Source organism: Bacillus sp. NPDC094106 (assembly GCF_044764345.1).
Taxonomy (GTDB): Bacteria; Bacillota; Bacilli; order Bacillales; family Bacillaceae_G; genus Bacillus_A.
The window spans coordinates 61198-85837 of sequence record NZ_JBIWHY010000001.1 but is presented as its reverse complement, the minus strand read 5'-3'; the positions used below and the strand labels follow the sequence as shown (position 1 = coordinate 85837).

22 protein-coding genes and 4 pseudogenes are annotated in these 24640 nt (G+C 32.0%); 7 read left to right on the top strand and 19 right to left on the bottom strand.

The annotated features are described in order from the left end of the window. Positions 1–110 precede the first annotated feature (110 nt). Positions 111–490 (bottom strand): annotated as a pseudogene (locus ACIQ7L_RS00455) (IS4 family transposase); the annotation flags it as partial. A gap of 119 nt (positions 491–609) precedes the next feature. Continuing rightward, a complete protein-coding gene (locus tag ACIQ7L_RS00450; RefSeq protein ID WP_400565422.1) occupies positions 610–1008 on the bottom strand; it encodes a hypothetical protein in 399 nt (132 codons plus the stop codon). Between the two features lie 333 nt (positions 1009–1341). Here ACIQ7L_RS00450 and ACIQ7L_RS00445 point away from each other — a divergent pair, with 333 nt between their 5' ends. Then, positions 1342–2721, top strand: a complete 1380-nt coding sequence (locus ACIQ7L_RS00445) for a catalase (protein ID WP_400565419.1) — start codon at positions 1342–1344, stop codon at positions 2719–2721. Positions 2722–3077: 356 nt separating this feature from the next. Here the strand turns inward: ACIQ7L_RS00445 and ACIQ7L_RS00440 are convergent, their stop codons facing one another. From ACIQ7L_RS00440 to ACIQ7L_RS00410, 7 genes and pseudogenes are all read right to left on the bottom strand, one after another. Next, positions 3078–4166: a low temperature requirement protein A gene (locus ACIQ7L_RS00440; RefSeq protein ID WP_400565416.1), complete on the bottom strand. Its 1089-nt coding sequence runs from the start codon at positions 4164–4166 to the stop codon at positions 3078–3080. Between the two features lie 295 nt (positions 4167–4461). Beyond that, entirely contained in the window at positions 4462–5073 is a 612-nt protein-coding gene (gene wrbA / locus ACIQ7L_RS00435; RefSeq protein WP_335360858.1) for an NAD(P)H:quinone oxidoreductase, read from the bottom strand. Between the two features lie 118 nt (positions 5074–5191). Beyond that, complete coding sequence (locus tag ACIQ7L_RS00430) at positions 5192–5806, bottom strand: alpha/beta hydrolase (protein ID WP_400566300.1); 615 nt, start codon at positions 5804–5806, stop codon at positions 5192–5194. Next, entirely contained in the window at positions 5803–6750 is a 948-nt protein-coding gene (locus ACIQ7L_RS00425; protein ID WP_400565414.1) for a ring-cleaving dioxygenase, read from the bottom strand. The genes ACIQ7L_RS00430 and ACIQ7L_RS00425 overlap by 4 nt, the downstream gene beginning before the upstream one ends. A gap of 43 nt (positions 6751–6793) precedes the next feature. Further along, a pseudogene (locus ACIQ7L_RS00420) lies at positions 6794–6871 on the bottom strand (flavin reductase family protein); the annotation flags it as partial. A 22-nt stretch (positions 6872–6893) separates the two neighbouring features. Next, positions 6894–7832, bottom strand: a complete 939-nt coding sequence (locus tag ACIQ7L_RS00415; RefSeq protein WP_400565412.1) for a ring-cleaving dioxygenase — start codon at positions 7830–7832, stop codon at positions 6894–6896. Between the two features lie 253 nt (positions 7833–8085). After that, a complete protein-coding gene (locus tag ACIQ7L_RS00410; protein WP_400565411.1) occupies positions 8086–8529 on the bottom strand; it encodes a MarR family winged helix-turn-helix transcriptional regulator in 444 nt (147 codons plus the stop codon). Positions 8530–9163: 634 nt separating this feature from the next. Here ACIQ7L_RS00410 and ACIQ7L_RS00405 point away from each other — a divergent pair. Then, positions 9164–9364, top strand: a pseudogene (locus ACIQ7L_RS00405) (MFS transporter); the annotation flags it as partial. Between the two features lie 79 nt (positions 9365–9443). Here the strand turns inward: ACIQ7L_RS00405 and ACIQ7L_RS00400 are convergent. The 4 genes and pseudogenes from ACIQ7L_RS00400 to ACIQ7L_RS00385 all read right to left on the bottom strand — a co-directional run. Further along, complete coding sequence (locus ACIQ7L_RS00400) at positions 9444–10259, bottom strand: MerR family transcriptional regulator (protein ID WP_400565409.1); 816 nt, start codon at positions 10257–10259, stop codon at positions 9444–9446. A gap of 525 nt (positions 10260–10784) precedes the next feature. Next, positions 10785–11243: a hypothetical protein gene (locus ACIQ7L_RS00395; RefSeq protein ID WP_400565406.1), complete on the bottom strand. Its 459-nt coding sequence runs from the start codon at positions 11241–11243 to the stop codon at positions 10785–10787. A 394-nt stretch (positions 11244–11637) separates the two neighbouring features. Then, positions 11638–12132, bottom strand: coding sequence for a hypothetical protein (locus tag ACIQ7L_RS00390; protein ID WP_400565405.1), 495 nt, complete (start codon positions 12130–12132; stop codon positions 11638–11640). A gap of 1181 nt (positions 12133–13313) precedes the next feature. After that, positions 13314–13409, bottom strand: a pseudogene (locus tag ACIQ7L_RS00385) (SRPBCC family protein); the annotation flags it as partial. 389 nt (positions 13410–13798) lie between these two features. Here ACIQ7L_RS00385 and ACIQ7L_RS00380 point away from each other — a divergent pair. Next, a complete protein-coding gene (locus tag ACIQ7L_RS00380; RefSeq protein WP_400565402.1) occupies positions 13799–14116 on the top strand; it encodes a hypothetical protein in 318 nt (105 codons plus the stop codon). 173 nt (positions 14117–14289) lie between these two features. Continuing rightward, positions 14290–15492, top strand: coding sequence for a hypothetical protein (locus tag ACIQ7L_RS00375; protein WP_400565400.1), 1203 nt, complete (start codon positions 14290–14292; stop codon positions 15490–15492). A gap of 277 nt (positions 15493–15769) precedes the next feature. On the opposite strand, the gene ACIQ7L_RS00370 is transcribed toward ACIQ7L_RS00375, so the two are convergent. After that, positions 15770–16342: a recombinase family protein gene (locus ACIQ7L_RS00370; protein WP_400565397.1), complete on the bottom strand. Its 573-nt coding sequence runs from the start codon at positions 16340–16342 to the stop codon at positions 15770–15772. Positions 16343–16481: 139 nt separating this feature from the next. Here ACIQ7L_RS00370 and ACIQ7L_RS00365 point away from each other — a divergent pair, with 139 nt between their 5' ends. Further along, the gene (locus ACIQ7L_RS00365) at positions 16482–19460 is read left to right on the top strand and encodes a Tn3 family transposase (RefSeq protein ID WP_400565395.1); all 2979 of its coding nucleotides are present in this window, start codon (positions 16482–16484) and stop codon (positions 19458–19460) included. Here ACIQ7L_RS00365 and ACIQ7L_RS00360 read toward each other — a convergent pair. From ACIQ7L_RS00360 to ACIQ7L_RS00340, 5 genes are all read right to left on the bottom strand, one after another. After that, positions 19441–19926 carry an SRPBCC family protein gene (locus ACIQ7L_RS00360; protein ID WP_400565393.1) on the bottom strand — a complete coding sequence of 162 codons (486 nt, stop codon included), beginning with the start codon at positions 19924–19926 and terminating at the stop codon, positions 19441–19443. The two genes, ACIQ7L_RS00365 and ACIQ7L_RS00360, sit on opposite strands and share 20 nt — an antisense overlap. Positions 19927–20080: 154 nt before the next feature. Then, positions 20081–20929 (bottom strand): GNAT family N-acetyltransferase, encoded by an 849-nt coding sequence (locus ACIQ7L_RS00355; protein WP_400565390.1) that lies wholly within the window; start codon positions 20927–20929, stop codon positions 20081–20083. 24 nt (positions 20930–20953) lie between these two features. Continuing rightward, a complete protein-coding gene (locus ACIQ7L_RS00350; RefSeq protein ID WP_400565388.1) occupies positions 20954–21592 on the bottom strand; it encodes an SDR family oxidoreductase in 639 nt (212 codons plus the stop codon). A gap of 34 nt (positions 21593–21626) precedes the next feature. Continuing rightward, entirely contained in the window at positions 21627–22334 is a 708-nt protein-coding gene (mtnN, locus tag ACIQ7L_RS00345) for a 5'-methylthioadenosine/S-adenosylhomocysteine nucleosidase (RefSeq protein WP_400565386.1), read from the bottom strand. Positions 22335–22358: 24 nt separating this feature from the next. Continuing rightward, complete coding sequence (locus tag ACIQ7L_RS00340) at positions 22359–22568, bottom strand: DUF3885 domain-containing protein (RefSeq protein WP_483861800.1); 210 nt, start codon at positions 22566–22568, stop codon at positions 22359–22361. A gap of 201 nt (positions 22569–22769) precedes the next feature. On the opposite strand from ACIQ7L_RS00340, the gene ACIQ7L_RS00335 reads away from it, so the two are divergent. After that, positions 22770–23465, top strand: coding sequence for a response regulator transcription factor (locus ACIQ7L_RS00335; protein ID WP_400566298.1), 696 nt, complete (start codon positions 22770–22772; stop codon positions 23463–23465). Then, on the top strand, positions 23455–24609 hold the full coding sequence (locus ACIQ7L_RS00330; RefSeq protein ID WP_400565385.1) for a sensor histidine kinase: 1155 nt from the start codon (positions 23455–23457) through the stop codon (positions 24607–24609). The genes ACIQ7L_RS00335 and ACIQ7L_RS00330 overlap by 11 nt, the downstream gene beginning before the upstream one ends. Positions 24610–24640 lie beyond the last annotated feature (31 nt).

The following is a 24640-nucleotide window of genomic DNA, read 5'->3' as shown; positions in this document are numbered from 1 at the left end:
ATATCGCAAGATTTCTTAACAATTAAATACTAAACTTTTTTTTCTAAAAAACAGTGTAGATCATTGGAAATTTTGCATATCAAATAAACCCTAATGGGCTTCACTTTTTATTAAGCTGCTTGATTGTCCGACATGGTACAATTATAAACGACATCTAATATATCAAAGACTGTTTTCTTCTTGTATCGATGAGATTTTCGTCCATTTTGCTGTAAGAGGTTAAACAGACGAAGAAGAATCTTTGATAATCCGTGGGTGTCTTTTGTATTGCTCGAAACAGAAGGAAAAAATAGTCTTTAATTATATATATAGCTTTATGTTCACTCAATTCTTGTTTCTTTTTCATAAGAAGCAATTTCCACATTTGAAACATAATAGAGGAACAGAGTAGAATAGCAATCAGCTGCCCATACAAATGGCATTCCAATCGTTCTCGTTTTATCTTTTTACAATGATGAATATCAAAGAATGATTTCCATGTTTTAAATAAAAATAGTGTTTTTTTCATTTTATGGATACAAATTCGCTTTAGCTTAATGAGAATGCTATTTTGTTAGTACATCGACTCTTTACTACAAAATAGTATCCTCATTTTCTCTTTTTCAAACTTCATTCATATATAGTCCTTCTTATAAAAAAAGTAACAGAGCAAACAATAGCCAATCCCATATAATACATCATAGCAACGATACGTAGATTTTCATATATCGTTGGAACTCCTCCGGATATAATTTCAAATATTAAAACAATTCCTACTCCCAAAAGAATATATAACCATAAAGAAATCATAAAATTGAGTTTAATAGGTAAAATAAAATATTTAAACAATATCTCACCAATAATACACCCAAATAAAACTACAGGAACTCCAACAACAACTGTTATTCGTATCATATTAATAAAGACTTCTCCTTCAAAAATATTTGTACCATCGTACAGTTGGAGTATATTCATTGAAATCACTAAACTTAATAAAGAATATAAAAAAGATACGGCGAACTTTTTCACTAGAATTCACCCCATTTTTCAATTACATCATTCATTTTTTATATTACTTGGTTACTCTATGTTTCTAACTAACATTTTTGCACCAGAACCTTCATCTTTTCATAATTCTACCTGTTCAAAAAGGGCCACTGCATAGGAGTTTTTTTAAACTAGCGGTCTGTTCATACATCGGTTCAAATTCACTTTATATTGCAATTCCCTGAAAAAAGCTACTAACTTTAAGAAACTATATTTCTAATGAATGTTGAAAATAAAAGAAGAAGATACATATTCAGGCCTTAAAAATCATATTTAGTAACGAGTGATGGAAATTAAATTTTGGAGGCTATAATAATGAATGAAAAACATCATAAACAAAGGCAAACCTTATTAGAGGAAAGCCATTATGAGAATCGAACCCCCTCCAATGAGCCAGCTAAACTTCATTCCCAGACGATCAGCTCTGGGGGACCTGTACTGGAACAAGATGGTATACTACACGAAACCTTACAAGAATTTATTCATGAAAAGGTTTTAGAAAGACCTGTTCATGCAAAAGGATTTGGTGCATTTGGTTATTTTCAAACGATATATTCGATGTCCGAACATACAAAACTGAGCTTTTTACAAACTTCTAATCAAAAAGTTTCTGTTATGGTTCGCTTTTCGTTAGCTGTCGGTACGAAAGGAACACCTGATACATCTAGAAATGTAAGTGGTTTTGCTACAAAATTTTATACAGAAGAAGGCGTTTTTGACCTTTTATGTAATCACATTCCTGTCTTTTCTGTTCGTGATGCGATACGATTTCCAGAATTTATTAAAGCATTATTACCTTCACCAAAAAATAATTTAATTGACCCTAATAGGTTTTGGGGCTTTGTAGCAAGAGCACCTGAATCGATTCATTTTGTTGTACGTTTATACTCTGATGCTGGTACGATAAAAAGTCTTCGCCACATTCCAGGACATAGTGTAAATACATATGTTTGGAGAAATGCTCAAGGTATTAGAAAGTACGTTAAATACCATTGGTACCCATTTGAAGGTGTACAATACATTGGTCGCGAAGAAGCAAATAGACTAGCCGCTGAAAATCCTGATTACGCTGGTAAAGATTTATACGATGCGATTGCGGGTGGTAAACCAGTGGAATATGGCTTATATGTCCAGCTCATGGACCCAAAGGATGAAGCAAATCTTTCTTATGATCCTTTAGACGATACAAAAGTATGGGATGAAAAAGAGTATCCCCTAATACCAGTAGGCAAAATGGTATTAAATAAAAATCCTGATAATTATATGGAACAAGTAGAAAAGGTCGCCTTCTCCGTTTCTAATTTACTAGACGGCGCAGAATTATCTGATGATAAAATACTGCAGGGCCGTGCCAATATTTATAGTGATTCTCAAAGAAGAAGAATTGGAGCTGAATTTCGTAAATTACCGGTTAATCAACAGCAAAATTGGACACCAGCTAATCAAATCACAAGTGGTGATGGAAGATATGTTGAAGGCAAACTAGAAAGAACTTCTATAACAAAGCAAGACGATTTTGGGCAGGCTGGTGAATTCTATACGAGGTTAACTCAAATAGAAAAAGAACATCTTGTCGACAATTTAGCTAGTGATTTGAAAATCATATCTGATGATATTAGAAAGAAAGTTATGGAGTATTTCAATAAAGTATCATCTGACTTAGCAAAGAGAATTGAGATTGAAATGAAAAAGTGATAAGAAGATTAAAAAACGGCATTTTTACGATTAAAATGACGTTTTTTTTGTATAAAATTTATTAATTTCCGTCTGTTCTTAATAACCGTATACTTTCACAAATACTACAATTGTTGCTTTGAAATATAATTTGATTAAAATTATCGCGCGAACCCTATTTTACGATAAATAAAAAGAAGCTATTTTGAAAAAAGAATAATCAAAATGGCTTCTTTTCTTCTTGAATAAACATTCCGTTTTATAAAAAAGTTTGATTAAAGTTCACTTAGAATTCTTTAATCGAAAAGGAATAAAACGGTATAACTTTTTTCTAGTTTTAATACAAATACAATTTAGAATAATTTTAGTATAGATTATTAAATTGTTACTTTTGTATATATAAGGAAAAAAACAGCTAACTGAACAAAGATGAGAATGTTTGGAACTACAATAAACAGGTCAAATAATAAAAAGGCAAACAAAATACACATAAATAAACCTAAATGATAGATCTTCAGTCGGTTCTTGACAAATCGATATTTATGAAAAACAAACGTAGTTGACAAGAAATAGATAAAAGTAGATACGAAAACTAAAATTACTAAAAATAAATAATGAATATCCTGCGAAAACGCTAATTGAATAGTCGACGCAATCATGCTTAAAGACATATAAATGAATAGGTGCCCATAAATAATTGCTTGCCCAGTAGTTTCCACTTCTTTATCAACCTTTTTTTCAACATTATCGAAATATTGCCACCACATGGTAATAACAATTGTAAATGATACAAGCACAAAGCTAATTGCATCCCAACCCCCTTTTTCTGGATGCAAAACAGCAATTAAGCTGACAATTGATTCCCCAAATAAAATAATGGTAAAAAGTCCAAATCTTTCTAATAAATGCGGGGTATTTGTCGGTGCTTTAATCAAGTATCTTCGACCCAAAATAGGAACAATGGTATCAATAAAAATCCCCAGATATAAAATAAGATATCGAACCCACGAATCAAGGAAAATAGAACATAAAGATACTGCAATTCCTATTAAAAATCCATATCCTAAATATTCAGCTGCCTTTTTACGTGAGCCATTTTCTTGCTTGCTAATCCACATATATTGCATAGATGTAAAAAATCGAATGCCAACATACCCTATAAGGAAGGAGACATAATACTGATCAAAATTCACAGATAAGCTGGCCGTCATTAAAATGATAAAAAGCATTTGCATAATTATAAACCATCGTTGAGCGACACAATCTTTACCAAACCTGTTAACGTATAAAGATTGGCCTACCCATGCCCACCAAATAGGAACGAAAATTAATATGAATTTTAACAAATACTCGAATGAAATAATTCCATGTTCCAAATGGAGCAACAAATGTGTCGCTTTTGAAATAGCAGCCACAAAAATCAAATCAAAAAACAGCTCCAGCCACGTTACTTTTTTCTCTTCCATCAATGCTTTCCTCCCACAAAATTTTTATGCCTAACCTTTGATCGATACATCAAGAGAACTTATTTCCAAAAACAGAAAACATTGTAATATATCCTAAAATAACATAATAGTCTCTTATTGATTCAATGCCTACCTAAAGTTTCTATAAGCTTTTGTAAATATAAAATCCAGCCTTTGTCATCAGTAAAAACATAGGCTGGATTATTTATGTTTTGAATAAGTTATACGCTATTTTAGCAATCAGAAAATGCTTTTGAATAGTGTTATATTAACCTTACATTCTCCTAAATTCTTTTTATTGATTTGCTTTCTTTATCCATTCTGCAACAGTTACTGTACGCTTCGCTTGATATTTCACTGCTGCTTGTACATCTTCAATCATTTTCCCATCTTGACCAACAGTAACACTAGTACCATATGGGTTTCCACCTGCACCAAATGTTACAGGATCAGTATATCCAGGTGCAGCAACAATTGCTCCCCAATGATACATTGTAGTATATAATGATAAAATTGTTGCTTCTTGGCCTCCATGAGGGTTTTGTGCAGAAGTCATTGCACTCACAACTTTATTTACAAGTTTTCCATTGAACCATAATCCACCTGTTGTATCTAAAAATTGCTTCATTTGTGCAGGCATATTTCCAAAACGAGTGGGTACACTAAAAATAATAGCATCTGCCCATTCTAAATCATTTAATGTTACTTCAGGTACATCCTTTGTTGCTTCAATATGTGCTTTCCAAGCTGGATTTCCTTCTATTACAGATTGCGGAGCTAATTCTGGTACTTTTAATACTTTTACTTCCGCACCAGCTTCTTTTGCACCTTCCTCAGCCCATTTTGCTAGCTGATAGTTTGTTCCACCCATGCTGTAATAAATTACTGCTAATTTTACATTTTCCATTGTTTTTTTCTCCTTTACTGATAAATTCCCAAATAACTTGGATAAAATACCCACTTCATTACACCTAGCTATTTTTTCACTTTTTTCAAATTATAATCCACATCATAAAATCTTTTTATCACTCATTTAGAAAAGTACGATACCACTGAGCCGCCGCCTCTACTTCACTCACAGTCAGTTGATGCCCTCTATTTTCCCAATGCATTGTTACATTTGCCTTTGCTTTTTCTAATAATGTTTGTAATTCCTCAGATTCCATAGATGAACAAATTGGATCATTGGTTCCAGCTGCAATAAACATAGATTTACCAGATAAATTAGGAAGCTCAATTCCTCTTCTTGGTACCATAGGATGATGAAGAATGGCACCCTTTAATGCATTTTGATAATGGAATAATAAACTTGCTGCTATATTTGCTCCGTTTGAATAACCAATGGCTACTATATTTTCTCTATCAAAACCATATGTTACTGCTGCTTCATCAAGAAATTCATTTAATTCTTTTGTGCGAAAAATAAGATCCTCTTCATCAAAAACGCCCTCTGCCAATCTTCGGAAAAAACGAGGCATTCCATTCTCTAATACATTTCCACGAACGCTTAATATAGATGCTTCATCATCAATTCTGCCCGCAAGTGGTAATAAATCTAGTTCATTCCCACCTGTACCATGAAGCAGTAATAATGTTGGTTTCGATGAATCCTTCCCTTTATGAAAAATATGTTTCATTATTTATCCCCTTCCAAAACTCTAACCTCAATAGGAGGTAAGAGTTCTTCTAATTCTTCTCTTTTCGGCTCTAACCAGGATGGTAACATAAGCTTTTCGCCCAGTTCCTTTGTGGGTTCATCCACTGCAAAGCCTGGTGGATCTGTCGCTATTTCAAATAAAATGCCACCTGCTTCATGAAAATATAGAGCCTTGAAATAATTTCGATCCAGAATTTCGGTGGGGTAATATCCTTTTTCTTGAAGCATAGACCACCACTCTTGATGCTCTTCTTCATCCTTTGCTCGCCATGCAATATGATGAACAGTTCCTGCTCCCATTAAACCTCGTCTTGAAGCCGTTAATTTAATATCAATTATATTTCCAACCTCTGCTTCTGATTGAAATCTCAAAAATTCACCCTCTTGTCCGATGCATTCTAATCTAAATACCTCTTCAAGCAATTGGGCTGTTTTATTCGGCTGTGCAGAATATAGAGTAGCACCACTAAACCCTTTAATCGCGTTTTCTACACCAATTCCTCCAAAGCTCCACGTATTTTGTGGCCCCCCTTCTCGCTCAACCAATTCAATTTGGAGACCATCTGGATCTTGAAATTGTAAATACGTTTCTCCAAAACGAACTGATGAAATAAATTCAATATTGAATTCTCGCAAACGGCTCTCCCAAAATGGCATAGATCCATTTGGTATCATATAACCAGTTACTCCAACCTGCCCTGTTCCAATGCGTCCCTTTAACTGCTTAGGCCACGGAAAGAAAGTAATGACCGTTCCAGGTTCACCGGATTCATTTCCAAAATACAGATGATACACTTCTGAACGATCAAAATTGATTGTCTTTTTCACAAGCCTTAACCCTAGCACACCTGCATAAAAATCAATTGTCCGCTGCGCATCATTTACCATGGCAGAAATATGATGAATCCCTGCTATTTTGTTTGACATATTCCTCTCTCCACTTCATTTATAAGCTATACTTAATTTATTTCGGTCTTGGAATGATACTTCCAATTAGAAATTTATAATTTTCTCTTTCAGTATTTTGTAATGGATCTATCGATAGCAAAGAAATCATTCCTTTCTTGAAATTAATCTAACTCTTTTACTTCAAATGGTAGTAATGCTTGTTCAATCTGTTTTCTATGTGGCTCATATTGTTCAGGTAACATTAATTTCTCACCCATGGTTTCTGTTGATTCATCATGTGCGAATCCTGGAGGATCAGTTGCAATTTCAAACAAGATTTCTCCATGCTCTCTAAAGTAAATCGCGTTAAAATAGTTTCTATCTCGTACAGGTGTTACACCATATCCATAGCGTGAAACATGCTCTCTCCAATCCAATTGATCTTGATCATCACTAGCTCTCCATGCAATATGGTGAACTGTACCAACTCCCATTTGTCCACGTCCAACAGAAGTTAATTTTAGATCAATGATATTTCCAATCTCAGCTGAGGAACGTAAGCGAACAAAATCTCCTTCTTCTCCAATGCGTTCTAACCCCATTACATGTTCTAATAACTCTGCAGTTTTGCTAGGTTGAGCAGATAGAAGAGTTGCTCCACCAAATCCCTTAATCATAACTTCTGGTGTCACTTCACCAAAATTCCAAGTATTCAATTCCCCTTCTTCTCTTTCAACAATTTCTAAATGCAAGCCGTGAGGATCGTCAAACTCTAAGTACTGTTCTCCAAAACGACTCATTTTTGTGTACGGAATATTGAATTTTTCTAGTCTCTTTTCCCAAAATTTCATAGCTCCTTTTGGAACAACGTAAGAAGTTACTCCTACTTGACCATCTCCAATGATTCCCTGACGAGCACCTGCCCACGGGAAGAAAGTAATAATTGTTCCTGGTTTTCCTCCCTCATCACCAAAGTAAAGGTGATACGTTTCTGGATCATCAAAGTTTACCGTTTGTTTGACTAAACGTAACCCTAAAACCCCTGCATAAAAATCTACATTCTCTTGTGGATGACCTACGATTGCTGTAATGTGGTGAATTCCCATCGTTTTCTTATTCATTTTGTATACTCCTTTTTATTTTCTTATTTAAAAACTTTAATCTTAATCACTAAACATTAACGATTGTCTTATTCCTTTTACATTAGCTTACACTTAATCTTATTCACATGATGTGGTTACATTCACATCAATATAATTTATCTCAAATTATATTATCTTGAATTCGAGATAATATATAAAAAAATAACAATTTCTTCTGTCTATAGTTTCTTACAAATCCATTTATCTCGAATTCGAGATATCAGCCCAAAATTTATAGTTTTTGGGCATAGTATCCTAATTTCTTTAATTGTTCAATCATCATTCTTTTTTCCACAGAATTCAATCCACCAAATATTTGTTGGATTGCCTCTTTATGTTTAGGAAATATAGCGTTCATCAATTCAATCCCTTTCAAAGTAATCGCTGCATACGTGACACGACGATCTTTAGGACAAGGTTTTCGAACTAACAATTGCTTCTTCTCTAACTTATCAACAACATAAGTAATACTACCACTTGCAAGTAAGATTTTATCCCCAATTTTTTGTATAGGTTGATCACCTTTACTAAATAGGAACTCAAGAACTGCAAATTCAGTTGGATTAAGTCCATGGCTTCTTATATCTTCTTCAATGCGTTTTGTTATTGTCTGTCCTGCACGAGAAAATATAATAAATAACTTTAGAGATAAATCCTCATCGTTCATCTTATCCATAATTATCAATTCCTTTTAATTTATCTCGAATTCGAGATTTATTATAAAACCATTAATTTCATTTGTCAATGGACTATTATTAGGACATTAGCATATACCTAAATTTCTTTCTCAAAATATTATTGGGATACAGCCGAGATACGTGTAATTTTGGGTATAGTCTGTATTTTTTTCCAAACACAACTTATAACGAGGTTTTGTTTCGTTTATTTACAATAAAGAATCTGTCTTTGTCTATTATGGGTTTACTCTATTGACACTTAACTGATTTTGCTTCAAATAAAGCTTGCGAGTGTCTCATATGACTTGTCTCAAAATCTTTATCGTTGTTAAATTATTCATTTTTAATGATATAAACAACTTAACGTTGTAAATCCGCATTTTCAGGACGCTACCCCATATAGAGTAAATTCATATGGATGCATTCCCCTTCCAGTACCTCCAATTGTACCATCACGATCTAAAAAGACAGCTTTCATTTTTTACTCCCCCAATTATTAACAAATGTATATAATTTAAAAACCAATCAAAGTAGGTATTTACAGTTTTTTGAAGAATTTTATATTTATCAATTACAGACCGGTATAAAGATTATCTTCACTATAAATCTATGAAAAGGTGGTTAGCTACAATTGTGACAGTGAATAAAGAAACAGAATTACATTCTACTTTAAAAGTTGGAAGTAGATTACCCGCTTCCTACACGATTTTTATTTTTGCTTTATTCATTTCTAGACTCGGTGATTCTTTGTATACCTTTGCTCTACCTTGGATTGCTTATAATCTAACTGGATCTGCAGTCATTATGAGTTCACTTTTCGCTATTAATGTATTACTTACTTTCTACGTTACATTTGACAATGGTTATTAAGCAGAAAAAAGCACTATACATGTGCTTTTTTCTGCTTAATCTTTCATTTTTTTATCGGATAACAAACTTCTGTAACCCACTTATTAGGATCCGCTTCTATCGCTGGACTGACATGATATATATTAAACATAGGTCCTGCTAATTCATATCCTTCAGACTCAATCCATTTTGCAGCAGCTTCATTTACTGCTGTCATTTGTTCATAACTGCCACTGACTGTAATGGAAGCTATTAAAGATGAATCCACATTTTTAAACGTAACATTTTTTGTACTTTCATATTCTCCTACTACATTCATTTGTATTTCTACATCTACATCTTTTTCTTTATACTCTTTGTCATGAAATACAGCTAAACTATAACTTGGATTAGCTATATTTACATTTTCCAATCTTATTTCCTGCATTAGTATATTCCATAACTCACCTTCACAATTATAAGATGGAATCACTTTTCGAACGCTCGCTACTTTTCTCTTTGGAATCTCTTTTATAGAAACATGGTAACTCATCTCAACAACATCCTTTCTCATTGTTTTTATTGAGTCTTCGAGAAGGCGTAACTGTTTTTGAAGATTATTCATTTCTTCTTTTATTTGAGAACTACGAATAAAGAAATGTTCTTTTATAGATTCTAAGTTTTCATTACTATCTAATACTTCTTTAATAACCGCTATGCTAAATCCCATTGCTTTTAAATTTTGAATTTGATTTACTTTCTTTAATTGTGCAGCTGAGTAATAACGGTAGCCCGTTTGAACATCAATTTTTTCTGGGTTTAGTAGTTCCATCTTATCGTAATGTCTCAACATTCGAACGCTAATTGAAGAAAGTTTTGAAAAATCTCCTATTTTAAACATTAGTTCCCCCTATATATTACTGTTATTTCGAAGCTCAAATATAGTGTAAACAATGACATAATGTGAGAGTCAATTGACACTTATAAAAAATATTTCCCAGTACAAATACCATGTGTAACATGTAACATAACAGTAATTATTTTTATCTATAATTCTTTTTACTATGTTATAATTATATAATAACATAGTAATATGGATTCGTTTAACAAACGAATCATGAATATGAATCCATTTCCAATCAAGGACGACTCAAAATGGATTCTTTCATTACATATAACATCTCTTATTATTTTATCGACATAGCAAGTTGCATTACCATTCGTATTGAGATATCATCTGTATTTGCAATAATGTATCCATATGGCGCTCCACCATTGTCCTATGTTACCGAACTTTTTCGAGGTATTTCAAACCATGTTATTAGCATTGATTTAATTACATTTTATCCCAAAGCAATATATAACAATTTAAAGAGATCTAGGGTACCCTTTTGAAACAAAAAAAGAACCCTTAATATAAAGGATTCTAAGAATTGTCTGAACTTGAATTTAGTATTTTAAAATCTATAGAAAACATTTCTTTTTTCGGTAAAATTAAATGACTCTCTTTCAAGCTTCCCTTTAAATCATGAGCATATAAAATATTATCGCCGTTTTCAGTAAAACTTCCTGGCGATAGAGAATATAGGTAATGACCTAACAATTTAGTTCTGAATACTTTCGAAGATTTCGGGTACTTATATTCTTTCAATAAATTAAAATTTTTATCATATTCTACAATATGACCTTCAACAAAAGTTACATAGTATTTATCTTCATATGCATGCACTCCAACTGTATTAGAATAAGGTAGCTCGATGTATCTTGTAGTTAGAGTACTCTTGTTAAAAATACTGAGTTTTTTTTCAGAACTAAAGATGATCTCATCATTAGTTCTAATAAAATTTTTAGGTGAACCAAAAACCTCAAAACTATATTCTTTCAATTCCCCCGTATTAACATTAACTGTATAGAGAACACTTTTCTGCTCATGGGTAAAATCATTAAAAACGTAAGCTATATGCTTTGATTGATCATAATCGATTTGTGTAATATAACCTACTAATTTAATCTGGTGATTAATATTGGGGTACAGCCGAGATACATGTAATTTTGAGTCATAGCCTTACTTTTATTTCCAAACCTACTTAAAATCAGGGTTTTCTCTATTATTTTTGAACTTATTATCATACACCCTAATCACACAATTGAAACGAATTGTTTTCAGTAGCTAACGAATGGATGATTAGGGTTAACCCATAATAGACAAATTCTTTAATGAAAATAGACAAAACGATATTTATAAGCTCAATAAATTGCGTCTGGAAATAAAAGTAAACCTATGACCTGCTTTTACACGTATCTCGGTCGAACCCCATATTGGTACCTTTAATAAGTAAAGTAGAGTCTTTCAAATCATCATTTAAACCTTTAATTACTATATTATCATCTTCGTAAATTGCAGAAACTCCGGATTTTTCTTTTTCTCGTGCCAATTCAACTTTATTCTTTCGATCAATAAAAGCACGATTACCATTGGTAACGGAAGATAAAACAAATTTATCTTTATTTTTTATAGTGTCTTCAAAATAATAATCAGTACCATTTATTTTCTTTGTAATAATTTTATCTTCAGGATTTTTTATAAATACAAATTCGCTATTAGGCATTATCCCTGGCTTCATATAGAGAATTCCAATATTCTCAAATGCTGTTGATTTATGACTTTGTACAGATACGTGATTGTTGTCATTTTTCAAAAGAAAATAATATATAACTGTTATAGAGGAAGTAACTAAAACTGCAATTAATAGCATCATTTTTATTTTCTTCATTATTTCCTCCTTTCTATTGTTGAAATCCATAATGTGTGCTGCATAATAATTATCATCACTTGCATATTTTACAAACAAAGCATACTTTATCATATAAAATTCTATTATATTTTATATGATAGCCCAACCAATTGGAATAATTAGTATTTAATTGGAATATAATGTTATATATTTTTTACTTTAAATTTCGTTTATAAAAAGTAGAGACAAAGTTTTTTTATATTAATTCATGATAAAATTGTGCAAAAAGGATGTGTGTTATGGACACGTTTATGGAATACTTTAAATCATCACAAGGTTTTATTGAAATGTTAATTTTGTATATTCCTTTAACCTGTATATTTTTAAGCATCCTAATCACAATTATTGTAAGGAACGTTTTTGTTGCGCCAATATTATTTGGAATTTTATTAGCACTATTCTTTATATACGCTTATAAGCAAATGAATGTTGTAGCAAATAATTTTGTTATAGCATATTTTATATACATTTTCATTTCATATCTAACTAGTAAATTAATAATAATTTTTTTAAACAGGAAATTTAAATTGAAAAAGAAATCAATGTAAAGTGAAATACTAATAATGAACATCTTGCCTGCTAATTTTATTCTGAAGAGATTATATTATAGCTAGGATACAAAAATAGGTATTATAACGGTCTTTACACTATCTGATTTGAAACATGGTAAGCTAAGATTCCGTTAGTGTATCCGTCTTGAATCGTAGACAAATAAGTTTTTCTTATTATTACCGTAAACTAGATAGGTGATATCTGTAAGAAGCACCTTTCCAGTTGAAATTTCTTCAATCCTAACACTTTCCTTTCGTACAAAAAACACCCTATAAAATAGACACTTAAAAAAGTCTATTTTATAGGGTGTTTCTTTTTATATTACTGTTAACTCTTATTTAACTCTCACATATACTTCTTGGAATGTTTTATATTCTTCTTCAGTTGCTGACAGCAGAGTTCCTTCTATAACCGTTTCCGTTTCCGTTTCCGTTTCCCATCATGTTCAATAAATGTTAATGTATTTTTCAAGAGACCATATTGGGTTGAAAGGTCACAGTAAACAAACACTGTCAAAACTTTTTTATTCCACGATAAAAACATTTTTATCATATAATAATTACATAATAATAAGGTTCATTTATATCATTATTTTCGAATTTTATTAGCTACTGCTTATATCTTTCATACCATTTTTCCCACTCATCTTTTGGAAACTCCATATCATAGCCATCTAGTACAGAAGAAAAGATTTCTAAACATATAGGCCCCACACGACCAAAAAAAGAAAATTGTACGTTAAGGAAATATTTTACATACAAAACCCGATTCTCATGTATTTAAAGAATCGGGTTTTTATTACTTTCTTTTAATTTTAGTTTCCCATAATGGACGTAATTTTTCAAAATTAACCTTTTTCTTATTGATCCTTATTTACTTCCCTCTCCTCTCTATTTAAATAATCGCTTATAAAAACAAATTGCGAAAAGGGATTACATTTTTAGATGTCGAAACCTTGTATCATGTACAAGATACTTTGGAAGACTATTTTGAAATAAAAGAAGAAATCAATGATAGATATTTTTTTTGAAAGCAAATGGAAATTTCAAAGCAGGTTACAGTTTAATATAAGAAAGCCTTGAGGTGATGAAATATGCACATACCAATGGAAGAAGAGGTACGTTCATACTTAATAATAGGTTTTTCAATCGTCATATGTATTGCAATTTTGTATACAATATACTTATGGATAAGACATAAAAAAAAGGGTTATTTATGGGTTATATTTCATTTTTTAACTTTAAGCTTTGGGATAAGTATATTCATCAATGTATTAACTGGGAATTCCACGAATGAAGTTATGACTTCTGAAGATAATTCAATAAAAATAGCAGAAGTTGGATTAATTTGGATGGTCAGTGTGTTATTTCTTTTGAAAGGATTAACTGATTTATCAAGAAATAATAATTAAATATACTAATCTAGGACATCTAAATTATTAGATGTCCATTTTATTTTTCGCACCATTAAAATCAAAAACATTTCGACAAATGCCATAAAAATACATGTAAAAAAAAGGATAATTGTCGTTTGGACAGAGTTAATAGTTCTGAGTAAATATTAAAGAGCGAGGAGAAGTAATAAATGAAAAAAACTAAATGTTTAAAAAAGATCTTACCAATATTAGGACTAGCTACTTTGTTAGCTGCCCCTAATTCAAGTAGTGCAGCAATTAGAGATACTGATTTTTCGGTTGGTAGTTCATTCCCATGGTCACCATACGGTTATAGTGGACTCTCTTTCACTGCCTATAGTGATCCTTATGAAATGGTCGGAGCATTTAATAATATCCGATTTGATTCTACTGCTACTAATCTACATAACTCTGCATATTATTTAACTCTTGAAATCAACAATGTAAGCGATAATCTATACCATACTGGGTGGTATTATACGAACTTACCAGACCCTGGTTTTGATACAGATAATGATAATGGAGATCAATTCGTCGAAGAAGCTGAAGTTTATGTTAACAGCCTAACTGCGATGATTGAAGCTCATAAATATTATGCATTCCAAACGACTTGGCGAAAAGTAACAGATTCCGCTAGAAGTGGGACCCTTAATTTCATTGTTCAAAGGTCCGCATGGAATCCAACAAACAATGAAATGGAAGGTATACATTATGATTTAATTGATCAAACATCGTGGTATTTGGCTCCGACGTTAGCTAAAGAACAACAAACACTTTCGAAAAATGGAAAAGGAATTAATAAACCACAAGAAACAACAAGAGAAGATAAAGAGGCTAGTAATGAAGTAATGCAGGCTATTTCGCATAAAAAAGCTGGTAGAGAAAAGTTTTCAGTAATTCCAAAAGTGAATAATAAACAAGAATTAAAAAAATATAAGGAAAAACAGATTGAAATTGCACAAAAAATTGATTCAATATCAGAAGGTGTAATAACTTTCAAAGAACCTCTATCAATTGAACAATTACAAGAATTACAGCAAAAATATAACTTCAAAATAAAGTCATATGAAATTAAAGCTAATGATCAAGACGGAAATTGGGTAACTATATCTGGGACACAAAAAGGAACACAACTTTTTGATCAAAATAAGTTTGATGATGTTACAAGAAATCAAAATGTTAAATTTATTGGTGTTACAAGTGCAATTATAGAAATGGAAAACTTTTCAACTAATAAATTAAATTCTATGCAAAATGATAATAACATCTTTTTAGTAGATATATCGTCAGAGTATATAAAACAGATAAAAAATGACAAAAACCTTCATGTTAGGGTACCAGATTTAGCTTGGAAAATAGACAAATTACAATAACCTTTGCATACTTGATGTAAAATGAAATTTAGAAAAATGGATGATAATTATTGATTATCCATTTTTTATTTGAACGAAAATTAACTGGTTCCCTTAGTCTAGTTTAAGTATTGAGGAAGATGTCCTCAGTTTATTTCGCTAAATTTCCAATGAAAATTTAACTATTTACTTCTTCATCTAATGAATTTGTGTACATGGCCCGACACGACCCCAAAAAAGAAAATCGTTATAGTATAGAAGAAAACCGATTCTTATGTAAAGGAATCGGTTCTCTGATTTATGAATCCGTTCCATTCAATTCTCTTAACTTGCGATATAGTGAGGCCTGACTTACACCTGTAATTGCACAAATCTCTTTAATCGTTTTTTTTGTTTGTTGGCGTAATTCAATCGCATGGTTCATACCAGCATGTTGTTCTGTATATTTTCTCACTCGACCTCGATAAACTCCTTTTTGCTTTGCAAGTTTGATTCCAGCAATTTGTTTTTCCTTAATCATTTCTCGATCTAATTCACTAAAGGCCGACATAACTGTTAAAAAGAATTTTCCTGTTGGAGTCCTTGTGTCAATTCCTAAATTTAAAACCGCAAAGTGTACGCCTTTTTCACGAAGATGTTCAACAAATTGTAGCAATTGAATTGTATTTCGGCCTAGCCGGTCCATTCTTGTGACCACGAGTGTATCTCCTTTTATTAATTGCGAAAGTAACTCATCTAATTCTATTTTTTCTTGACTTACACCACTGATTTTTTCTTTAACAATCTTATCGACCCCATATTTTAGAAGTTGTTCTATCTGTGTATCTAAATTTTGATCTTGTGCACTGACACGAGCATATCCATATATCATTTTTTCACCTTTTTTCTCTTTAATTTTGATAAGTGCTATTGATAGTCTGCGAACCCTTTATTATCAAGGAGACAAATTATTATCAATAGGGTATACTCTATTGATAATAACTGATTTTTCAGAAGAATGGAATTAGATAGTGAAAACGAGAGAACTTCTTACAGATGCACAAAGAACATTTTTTTATGAAATTCCTAGTCAGATGGATGAACGTGAATTAATTCGCTATTACACATTATCTGATGAAGAGTTACAAATAGTTAATCAACAGCGTGGTGATCATAACCGATTAGGATTTGCTATTCAACTGTCTTATTTACGTTTTCCAGGGCGAGCATTATCAGCAAAGGAAGAAGTACCCCAATTTATTGTAAAGATTATTGCGAAACAAATAGGAATATCACCTTTAGAGATAGATAATTACGCACGAACACGTGATACAACACGACGAGAGCATTTGGCCAAAATAAGACATTTTTTCAATTTACGTTCTTTTACGCTAAAAGAATATCGTGAATTGGCTCGTTGGCTTCTTCCTATAGCTATGAAAATAGAAAATGGATACTTATTAGTAGAAGCTCTTATTCATGAGATGAGGAAGCGTAAGATTATTCTCCCAGCAGTCTATGCGGTAGAACATTTAGCTTGGTCTGTACGAGAGCGTGCTAGAAGAAAAATTTTCAAACATTTAACCAAAGGAATTTCTGTACAGCAATATATACAATTAGATAATTTACTTTACACCAATGATGAAAAGAGAAACTCATCTTTATCTTGGTTACGTCAACTACCAGGTGTAATTTCTCTTAAGAATTTTCATGAGATTTTGGATCGGTTAAAGTTTATTCAAAGTTTAGACTTGCCTTTAGATAATGGTAAAGATATACACCAAAATAGATTAATACAGATGGCCCGTGAGGGATCACGTTATTCCATACAACATTTATCCAGGTTTCATGAATCAAAGCGATATGCAACCATTATAGCTTTTCTTATTCATATTTATGCATTTTTAATAGACCAAGGGTTAGATATGTTCGCCAAATTAATGGGAAGAATATTTGATCGTGGAGAAAATAAACACAACAGGCAATTTCAAAAGGATGGAAAATCTATCAATGAAAAAGTTAGGCTTTATGTAGAGATAGGAAAAGCATTAATTGAGGCAAAAGAATCAGAAGAAGATCCCTTTGAAGCTTTACAATCTATAATACCCTGGGAACAATTTATTCAATCTGTGAAACAAGCTGAAGATTTAGCTAGACCAATAGAATTTGATTATTTAGATTTACTTGATAATCACTATGGTCATTTTCGTAAAATGGCCCCTCGGTTATTGAATCGATATATTTTTAAAGCTTCTTCAACAAGCCAAACCTTATTACAGGCATTAGAGATATTACAAACTTTAAATGAAGGTGGAAGACGAAAACTTCCTGAAAATGCGCCAACAGATTTTATAAAACCTAAATGGATGAAATATGTGTATCAAGACAACGAAATCAATCGGCACTACTATGAATTCAGTGTATTTTCAGAGCTATTAAACAGCCTTCGTTCGGGTGACATGTGGGTACAAGGAAGTAAACAATATAAAGACTTTGAAGACTATCTTTTACCGGTACATACGTGGAATAAAATGAAACAAACAAAACAAATCCCGTTAGAATTCACAGAAAATGTAGATGAATATCTACAAAAACGCTTTGAACAATTAGACAAAGAGCTTTCTGCAGTAAATCATTTAATTACTAATCAACAGTTACCAGATGTAACAGTATACGGAGGTAAGATCCAGGTTACTCCACTTAAAAAAATGGTTCCTGATGGTGTAGAAGAAATTACTCGACTTGTATATGAGTTGTTACCACGAATTAAGTTAACAGATTTATTAGTGGAAGTAGATTCTTGGACGCATTTTAGTAAGCATTTTGTTCATCTTCATACACAAATGCCACCAAAAGAAAAATCTGTTTTATTTGCGGCAATTTTATCAGATGGTATCAATTTAGGGCTAAGTAAAATGGCAGATGCATGCCCAAATATTTCTTATGCACAGTTGTCCTGGATAGCAGATTGGTATATAAGAGATGAGAACTATACGAAAACACTTGGAGATATTGTTAATTTTCATCATAAGCAACCCTTTTCTATATATTGGGGAGATGGGACTACATCTTCTTCTGATGGACAATTCTTTCGTGCAGGCGGAACTTCAAGTCCATTAGCGCAGGTGAATGGGAAATATGGGAGTGAACCAGGTGTAAGCTTTTATACACATATATCAGATCAATATCATCCATTTTATGTCCAAGTTATTAGCTCTTCTGAAGAAGCACCGCATATCATCGATGGATTACTTTATCATGAAACAGATTTACAAATTGAGGAGCATTATACAGATGCAGCAGGCTTTGTTGACCATGTATTTGGCATGTGTCATATGCTAGGTTTTCGATTTTCTCCAAGAATTAAAACAATTGGTAATCATAAACTCTATACATTGTCAGCGCCAACAATATATGACCATGTTAATTTTATGATAGGTGGGACAATCCAAGTAAAAAAGATACGCGAAAATTTGGATGATATATTACGGTTAATTAGTTCTGTACGCCAAGGGACAGTTACAGCTTCGCTTATTTTAAAGAAACTAGCATCATATCCCAGACAAAATAGCTTATCTGTAGCACTTCGTGAAATTGGTCGAATAGAAAGAAGTTTATATATGCTGAAATGGATACAAGATCCTGATCATAGGCGAAAAGTTCATGTGGAGTTAAATAAGGGGGAAAGTAAAAATTCTCTTGCAAGAGCTGTGTTTTTTAATCGATTAAGAGAAATTCGTGATCGTTCATATGAAGATCAATTACATCGGGCAAGTGGACTTCAACTTCTTATCTCTGCAATTGTAACTTGGAATGCAGTCTATATCTCTCGTGCAATAGAGACATTACGTACTAATGGTACTCATATTCCGGAGGAATATATTCAACACATTTCTCCACTGGGATGGGAACATATCACACTCACAGGCGATTACGTATGGAATTTAAATCAAAAGGTTACTTTTGAAAATTTACGTCCATTGCGAGAAACTAAAATAAAAAGGAAGTAATAACAGGACGATTCTTTAAATCTACGAGAATCGTCCTGTTATTTGTAAAATATTTCCTTAACGTACAATTTTCTTTTTTTGGTCGTGTGGGGCCTATATGCCATCCAGATAAGTCTTTTGGTGTGTGATCATTTATTTCATGAATAAACTCCTTTAATACAAATAGACAACCTTCTGGATTTTTATGTATTTCAAATCGAACTCGATCTTCTCCCCATGTAAATTCTAATACCGAATTGATTTGACATTCTAAAATATCGATATCAATAAATTCACCTGAACCATCCATCATATCAAATTTTATCATACCTCCTTTTCGCAAATCCTCTACGTGAAGGTTTGGCATCCATCTTGTTAGCTTTTCATTCTCTGTTAATACAGCCCAAACTTGTTCTACTGAATAATGTAACAGACGATTAAATTGAGCTACATATTCATTATCTCTTTTCTCTATTAGAGCTAACATTGTCATACCTCCATTTGAATTCAGTTACATAATTTATTACAGTCACTAAGTTATTTTCAGTTCACTATCACATCAAAAAGCAAATAAAAAATATAAATCCTTCAGTTTCTTTTACAGTATGAAGCTGAAAGATTTTCCTATTTTCAGCTTAACATTACAATGTAAAATACATTTCATACTGAGCCAACGGACTTTTTTCAAACCCGCATTTTTTTACAAAGCCTTCAAGCAAACCGTTATTAGGGAATCCAATAGAAAGACTGGCAAGCTGTAATTCTTTGCTTACTATTTGTAATAAACTTGTAGCCATCCCAATTCCTCTACACTCTTTATCTACAAATAAAAAACTAATTTTCCCGTTTTTATTTATACAGATGCATCCCTTTAAGTCATTATCAATATAAGCACCATAATACACATTTTCTGTTTTCTTCATATAATCGAGATCATTTTGCCAATTTATATGAAAGTTCAACCATTTTTGCACTCTTATTTGAAACTCATGAAACTTAATTTGCTTTATTTCTATATTTTCCATACTCTTACTTCTCAGTTTTGAAAAATCCTTTAGATTATAGTAAGAAAGGTCATATATTTTTTCATATCCTAATTTATCATAAAATTGAATCGCTCTATCATTACCAACAATAACTTCAAGAAACAGTTGTTGGCATCCATTTTTTATCGCTTCTGCTTTATGAAGTTCAAATAACTTATGGCTAACACCAGTACCGCGAAAGTCAGGGTGAACCGCTAATGTTCCACATCTCATTGTTTTTATACTTTCATAGTCTTTGATGCCACCAAGTATAACACCAACTGCTTTATTTTCGTCTAGTGCTACATGAGAGTGTTCCAGTTTATTCCCTTCTGGACCGAAAAATCTTTCTATAAAGTTCTCTTTTGAAACTTCCATCTTTATAATATAATCAGAGAAACCATCTCGAAAAGCTCCATACACTAAATCTATATTTACTTCGCTACATTTTTTATATTGAATCATAGTAAAACTCCCACCCACCTTTTCCTATAAATTTGAAATAAACGGACATTTTCGGTTGTACGTATCATCATTCATTTGCTTTATAATAAACGGAGCAATATCGCCATTTTGAATCTTAATTCCTGGTAAATCTACGAGACTTTCTTTTACTCTACTGCTACCTTCTCCCTCTACAACAAAAGGCAATCGCACTATAGTCCAATTTACATTACTATTTTGTATCAAGTGTAATTCCTTATACTTATCTTTCATCATATCCGAAAGAAATAAACGAAATAACATTGCACCTATTCTATTTAGTAAACTCTTTCGATCTCCTTGTACATCCAATGAACCCCCAGAAACGAGAATATATCGTTTTATTTTGTATTCTTCCATTACTTCTAAAATATGATTCGTAACCGTGCTAAATATATATGACTCTTTTTTAGGTTGACCTACCGCATTAATAACACCATTGCAACCTTGTAATAATTGACGTATTGCAGAAACATCTCGAGCATCTCCTTTTATAACATCCAAATGCTCATGGGATTGTTTAAATTTTTCTGGATTTCGTGTAAGAATACGAACAAAGTATCCTTCTTGTAGTGCTTGATTTACAAGATATTTACCAGCCTTTCCGTTTGCGCCGATAATTGCTATTTTATTTATTATTTGCATTGTTAAAGTTAGGCTCCTTCTAAAAAATAATGATTTATTGACGAGCTGTAGTTACTTCATATACACGTAAAAACGCAATTAAATATTCACACGCTCTCTCACATGCTAACATTTTAAATACTTTTTGTTCTTCCGCTGTTTTGTCATTCGCTTGATCTGATGCTGCTTTTAAACATAAGAACGGTTTCTTATTTACATGACATACATATGCAAAAGCAGCGATTTCTTGATCAACAGCTAATGCACCATATACAGTATGGAGTAAGTATCTCATATCTGTACTACGAATTCGCTGATCTCCCGATATAAAGGTACCAAAATGTACAGGATCATAAGAACGTATTTTTTTCATTTGTCTCACAAGATATTTTGTTGTTTCAATAGGAGCTGCTCTGCTGGTATATAAATCGAAACTATCTGTTCCTGTTCCCGCAGCTGTCACATCATGCTGTAATGTTTTAAGTGCTACAACAATATGACAGTTTTTTACTTTCTCAGATAAACTTCCGCAGATTCCAGTCATAAATAATTGTTCTGGCTGAAATTCACTTATTAGTAACTGTACACAACTAGCACAGTTTACTTTTCCAACACCGGTAATTACAGATATCACTTCTAATTCATCTATAGAATGAAAATGAAATTCCCAAGCTGCTCGCTTTTCTACACGATGACTTGGATAATGATGATGCAAATATGTAAGTTCTGGTTCCCATGCAGATACAATTGCAATACGCTTCATTACACTTTTCACTTCCTCCTATTTTCATTTGAATAAATCATCAATACTTTCTCGCTTATAACATGGAATCCAATTTTTATATTTTTCATATAAATACCTTATTATTTCTTTATTCTTCGCAATGACCTCACATCCTCTATCATCATAAATAAACATGATAATATCTTTGGTTACATTGACAAAAAATACATCTTCTTCAGCTGGCTCGAATAGATATAGTTTTTTATGTAATATGTTACTCTCTTCTCAATAAAACTTTTATTCAAGATATCATGAATAAAAGATAATCCTTACATTTCTTATTCGTGATATATTTTTTAAATCCCTTTTTAATACGTTACATGAAATTTTATATAGAATCTTAAGCCCTAACACCCAAATGTTTGTTATTATATTAATGTCGATGAAATGAAAAGAAAGGAATTTAAATATCCAATGGAAAAAAATATTTTAATTATTGATGATGATAAAGAAATTGTCGAATTACTTGCCGTTTATTTACGAAATGAAGGCTACAATATTTATAAAGCTTATGATGGTGATGAAGCTTTACATATGCTATCTATGCATCAAATTGATCTTATGATTCTAGATATTATGATGCCAAAGCGTAATGGATTGGAAGTTTGTCAGAAAGTTAGAGAAGAGAACACAGTACCTATTCTTATGCTAAGCGCAAAAGCGGAGGATATGGATAAAATATTAGGTCTTATGACAGGTGCAGATGATTATATGATTAAACCATTTAATCCACTAGAATTAATCGCTAGAGTGAAAGCATTATTACGTAGATCTTCATTCCAGCATACTGCATCACAAATAAAAGAGGACGGTATTATTCGCATTCGTTCTGTCGAAATACATAAACATAATCATACTGTTAAAGTAAATGGATCCTATATTAAACTTACATCTATTGAATTTGATATCTTATATTTACTTGGCAGTAATACTGGTAGAGTATTTAGCTCAGAAGAAATATTTGAAAGAGTTTGGAACGAAGATGGTTACGGTTCTAACAAAACTGTAATGGTTCACATTAGTAACTTAAGGGATAAACTTGAAACTGGCATAAATGCTGAAAAACTGATTCATACTGTTTGGGGAGTAGGTTATAAAATTGAGAAATGAAGCATTTGAAATATTAAAAGTCATTCCAAAATGGAAAATTATTTTTTGGCTTTTATTAGCGCTTTTACTTACACCTATTACTGAAGTTGTTATGTATCGTCTTGTTACAAGCGTAATCGATAGTTCCCTTACATTAACAGAATTAAGTAAAGAAATCGTCAGAATTATTGGCTATGAAAAATATAGGGGATTAAAAGAATCTCTTTGGGCTATGATGATATCTTATCTATATTGGTTCTCTATTTTCTCGTTCTATGTTTATATTTTTTATCGCCACGAAAAGAAATTATACTATGGAGCTTGTATTAAAAAAATGATTGAGGAAATCCGTTACATCGCAAACGGAAACTTTAATCATAAGGTTTCCATTTTGCAACATAATTATTTAAAAGAATTAGCAACTGGCGTGAATCAAATTGTTGAACAATTAAAAGTTTCCATTGAAGAAGAGCGTCAAACCGAGCAAGCTAAAAGTGAACTGATAACAAATGTATCACATGACTTGCGAACCCCGCTAACATCAATTGTTGGCTATGTAAATCTTATCCATGATGATAATTATAGAGATGAAGTTGAACTACGTCATTATATTCAAGTTATTTATGATAAAGTGAACCGTTTAAATATGTTGATGACCGACTTGTTTGAATATACGCGTGTTCAAAATAAGGAGCTAAGTCTAAATTATGTACCTATTGATATGATTGAATTACTGGGACAATTAACCGTCCAATTTCGTATACAGCTCCAAGAAGCAAATATTGAGTGTAGACCTTCTTTTCCATCTCAAAAGCTAATGGTACTCGCTGATGGTGATAAATTAGTACGTGTATTTGAGAATTTAATTATAAACGCGATCACTTACGGAAGCGATGGGAACAATATTGATATTACTGCATATGAAGTCAATAATATGATTACAATTGAGATTACCAATTATGGACAGCCTATTCCAAGCACTGATCTCCCTCATATTTTTGAGCGTTTCTATCGCGTTGAAAAATCTCGCTCTACATATACCGGGGGATCTGGACTTGGGTTAGCAATTTCCAAAAGTATCGTGGAACTTCACAATGGAACTATTGAAGTATATAGCGATGAAGAAAAAACAACTTTCACGGTAAAATTACTTCCCTATAAATAGTAAAACGATTTATATTTTCTCCAAGGTTCGA

Excerpts from the sequence above, each read along its gene's own strand:
- ACIQ7L_RS00410 (WP_400565411.1), bottom strand. The coding sequence starts at position 8,529 with ATGGATAAGATGAACGATGAGGATTTATCTCTAAAGTTATTTATTATA.
- ACIQ7L_RS00355 (WP_400565390.1), bottom strand. The coding sequence starts at position 20,929 with ATGATTCAATATAAAAAATGTAGCGAAGTAAATATAGATTTAGTGTAT.
- ACIQ7L_RS00440 (WP_400565416.1), bottom strand. The coding sequence starts at position 4,166 with ATGGAAGAGAAAAAAGTAACGTGGCTGGAGCTGTTTTTTGATTTGATT.
- ACIQ7L_RS00415 (WP_400565412.1), bottom strand. The coding sequence starts at position 7,832 with ATGAATAAGAAAACGATGGGAATTCACCACATTACAGCAATCGTAGGT.
- ACIQ7L_RS00335 (WP_400566298.1), top strand. The coding sequence starts at position 22,770 with ATGGAAAAAAATATTTTAATTATTGATGATGATAAAGAAATTGTCGAA.
- ACIQ7L_RS00350 (WP_400565388.1), bottom strand. The coding sequence starts at position 21,592 with ATGCAAATAATAAATAAAATAGCAATTATCGGCGCAAACGGAAAGGCT.
- mtnN (WP_400565386.1), bottom strand. The coding sequence starts at position 22,334 with ATGAAGCGTATTGCAATTGTATCTGCATGGGAACCAGAACTTACATAT.
- wrbA (WP_335360858.1), bottom strand. The coding sequence starts at position 5,073 with ATGGAAAATGTAAAATTAGCAGTAATTTATTACAGCATGGGTGGAACA.
- ACIQ7L_RS00360 (WP_400565393.1), bottom strand. The coding sequence starts at position 19,926 with ATGTTAGCTCTAATAGAGAAAAGAGATAATGAATATGTAGCTCAATTT.
- ACIQ7L_RS00390 (WP_400565405.1), bottom strand. The coding sequence starts at position 12,132 with ATGAAGAAAATAAAAATGATGCTATTAATTGCAGTTTTAGTTACTTCC.
- ACIQ7L_RS00380 (WP_400565402.1), top strand. The coding sequence starts at position 13,799 with ATGCACATACCAATGGAAGAAGAGGTACGTTCATACTTAATAATAGGT.
- ACIQ7L_RS00375 (WP_400565400.1), top strand. The coding sequence starts at position 14,290 with ATGAAAAAAACTAAATGTTTAAAAAAGATCTTACCAATATTAGGACTA.
- ACIQ7L_RS00445 (WP_400565419.1), top strand. The coding sequence starts at position 1,342 with ATGAATGAAAAACATCATAAACAAAGGCAAACCTTATTAGAGGAAAGC.
- ACIQ7L_RS00400 (WP_400565409.1), bottom strand. The coding sequence starts at position 10,259 with ATGTTTAAAATAGGAGATTTTTCAAAACTTTCTTCAATTAGCGTTCGA.
- ACIQ7L_RS00425 (WP_400565414.1), bottom strand. The coding sequence starts at position 6,750 with ATGTCAAACAAAATAGCAGGGATTCATCATATTTCTGCCATGGTAAAT.
- ACIQ7L_RS00370 (WP_400565397.1), bottom strand. The coding sequence starts at position 16,342 with ATGATATATGGATATGCTCGTGTCAGTGCACAAGATCAAAATTTAGAT.